2 protein-coding genes are annotated in these 2049 nt (G+C 47.7%); both read right to left on the reverse strand.

The annotated features are described in order from the left end of the window. Positions 1–1055 (reverse strand): 3-phosphoshikimate 1-carboxyvinyltransferase (locus tag PGX78_RS07850; protein WP_270446354.1); only part of this gene is annotated, 1055 nt, incomplete at its 3' end. 119 nt (positions 1056–1174) lie between these two features. Next, positions 1175–2049: prephenate dehydrogenase (locus PGX78_RS07855; RefSeq protein WP_270446355.1), on the reverse strand; the 875-nt coding region annotated here is incomplete at its 5' end.

Below are 2049 nucleotides of genomic sequence, written 5' to 3' on the forward strand. Positions count from 1 at the left end.
GCGCCTATGGAGTTCAACTCGTGAGTCATGGCGTGAATCCTGTCGCATTCCTTAAGCCGCACTCTCGCCCCGTTAACAATCCTCGTTATACCCTGACTGAAGGTTCCCAGAACAGCCAGAGCCGGCACCAAGTCCGGGCAGTCTTTCACGTCAATCGTCAGTCCCGTTGTCCGAGACGGTACGGCCCGTAACACACTTCCGCTTCGTTCAATGCGTCCGCGCATGGACTCGATGAAGGATACGACAGTTCTGTCGCCTTGAGTCGAATTATTGCTTAAGCCTTTTAATTCGACAGTATCGCCGATAATGCCGCCGACGAGCCAAAAGGCGGCTTGCGAGAAGTCTCCTTCTACCGGGTATTCACCGGTACGATAAGCTTGCCGACCGCGAATAAGATATAACCCGTCACGCTCTTTTTCTACATATATACCATGCCGTCGCAGGCAGTCTAAAGTAATGTTGATATAACTTTCCGACTCTACTACCGTCGTACTTTGCAATACCGAATCATCCGGCAAAAGGGGCAGCGCCATCAATAACCCCGTAAAAAACTGAGAACTTACATTTCCCGGCAGTTCGTAAATACCCCCTTTTAATCGCCCTTTTACAGTGAGAGGCAAGGAATCTTTCCCCTTTGTATAAGCAATTTTCTTGTTGTCGAAAATATTCAAAAACGGATCCAAGGGTCGTTCGGGCAGGCGACCTCGCCCAGTATAGGTAATCTTCATTCCCGTCAACAAGCCGACGGGAATGAGAAAACGCACGGTCGAACCGGATTCGCCGCAATCTGCCCTAAGTGATCCTGTCTGCGGCCTTAATCCGCCCGTTACGGCAACGGTAAGGCGACCATCTTCATGCGACACCGTTTCGACAATCGCACCGAACTCTTGAAGAACTCGACACGTAGCTTCCAAATCTTCGGAAGGAGTTATATTTTTTACCAAGCTTTTGCCGTCCGCCAGGGCTGCGCAAATTAAATCTCTATGCCCCGCACTTTTGGACGACGGCACTACGAGGGTGCCGCTCAGTTTTTTCGGCGTTAATACTAAATTCATTCCATGTGCCCCTTTTATGACGGTTTGTACAGGTCGTACACCCTTTTGCTTTAAAAAGTCCGTATTCCTGTTTAAAAGCGTTCACCGGTTCCGATCCGTAACAGGTCCGGTACAATTTATTATTCGTGTTGACCTTTACAGTATTCATGGATCATTTCTCTTCTTCGTGTTCCCGCTTCTTTTAAAAATTCTTCCAGTCCCTTTTTGTCACCTTTCAAAAGACTCATTTCTACCTCATCCAGAGCTTCTTTAAAGCGATCTATTTCCTGTAGCAGCGCTTTTTTATCGGCTAAGAGAAGGCGTGCCCACAGAGCGGCATTAATATCGGCAACACGAGTGGCATCCTTAAAGCTGCCGGCAATAAAGCGTCCCATACTCCCGTCCATAGACGGACTGTTAACCAAGGCCGTAGCCAAAACGTGGGGAAGACAACTCGTGTAAGCAATTCTCCGATCATGTTCTTCAGTCGTTACAACGGATATGTGAGAGCATCCCATAGCCCTTGCCAGGTTTTTCACTATTTTTACACCTTTACGGCTTGTACGCTTATTAGGTACGATAATATAGTTGGCACAGTCAAAGATATCGGCTCTGGACATATCATATCCGAAGCCTTCCCGTCCGGCCATGGGATGGGCAGGTACGTAATCGACGCCACTAGGCAAAAGGTTCTCCGCCGCTTCAACGGAGTTTCCTTTTATACCTATAATATCTGTCAGCGTTTGTCCTTCTCTTAAATATACGGCGTTTTGTCGCAAAAAGGAAAGCATATTATCCCGTGACAGACACATAATAAGAAGATCCGCCTTTTTCAGCTCTTCATTCCCTTCTGTATAGCCGGCATCGATGACCCCGTCCGCTAAGGCTTTGTTCAACGTCTCAGTCTCACAATCAAAAGCTGTAATCCGGCATTTCGTCCGTTCACGCAATCGTTTGGCAAAGGAGCCTCCCATAAGCCCTAAGCCGATGACGGCAATATTCAGATTTTTTAAAA

Origin of the sequence: Megasphaera sp. AF13-6AC, assembly GCF_027685385.1 — a bacterium.
Lineage (GTDB): Bacteria > Bacillota > Negativicutes > Veillonellales > Megasphaeraceae > Megasphaera > Megasphaera micronuciformis.